Below are 646 nucleotides of genomic sequence, written 5' to 3' on the forward strand. Positions count from 1 at the left end.
TGCTGACCGAGGACCGTATTACAAGCGAGCAGAGATGGCCCTTGAAGCGGTGAGAGAAGATGTGGGCTTTCTCCTTTGCGGCGCTTCTTTGATAGAGAACGATCTGGAAGAAGGGTCCCTGGTGCTTCCCTATCCTGTTGAAAAAGGGCTTTCAGCGCCAAACCCATTTCGGATTCACCTGCGCGAGCAAACATTGCAGCGTCCCCAATTGCGCCGCTTCGTAGATTGGCTCAAGCGCGAAGCCACCGAAACCCAAGAGCGAATTAATGGCTACAAGAACAAAAGTAAGGGTTTACAGATCAACGGTTAACCTCGCTCGTATCCAATTGAACTCGACTCCCACATCGGACTCAGAAGCTGTCCTGAAACCAATGCCTAATCGACGTTTACCTTCTGGTCGGGCGAAAACGGCCCATTCCTGCCGTTCCACCTTGGTCACCGTCGCTGCGACGCGGCCCGTCAGAGGAGACATTCGCTGCGGCTGCAAAGCTCCGGGTCTGATCAACTTACACATCGCGAACGAATCTACCGTTTATCGCATCCCTGCCAATGGCCTGTGTGGATGGCTCCTGCATTGCAAGAGATTTCTGTAGTTGCGATGGTCTGTCAGTACAGTCGTGTGTCCGGCCTGTTTGCGTGGCGGTTG

At 53.7% G+C, this 646-nt stretch carries 1 protein-coding gene; it reads left to right on the forward strand.

The genetic code is table 11. The annotated features are described in order from the left end of the window. On the forward strand, positions 1 to 310 hold a 310-nt coding region (locus tag ACR0LX_RS22995), incomplete at its 5' end, for a LysR substrate-binding domain-containing protein (protein ID WP_480785639.1). Between the last annotated feature and the right edge of the window lie 336 nt (positions 311 to 646).

Source organism: Ruegeria sp. CH11 (assembly GCF_056537105.1).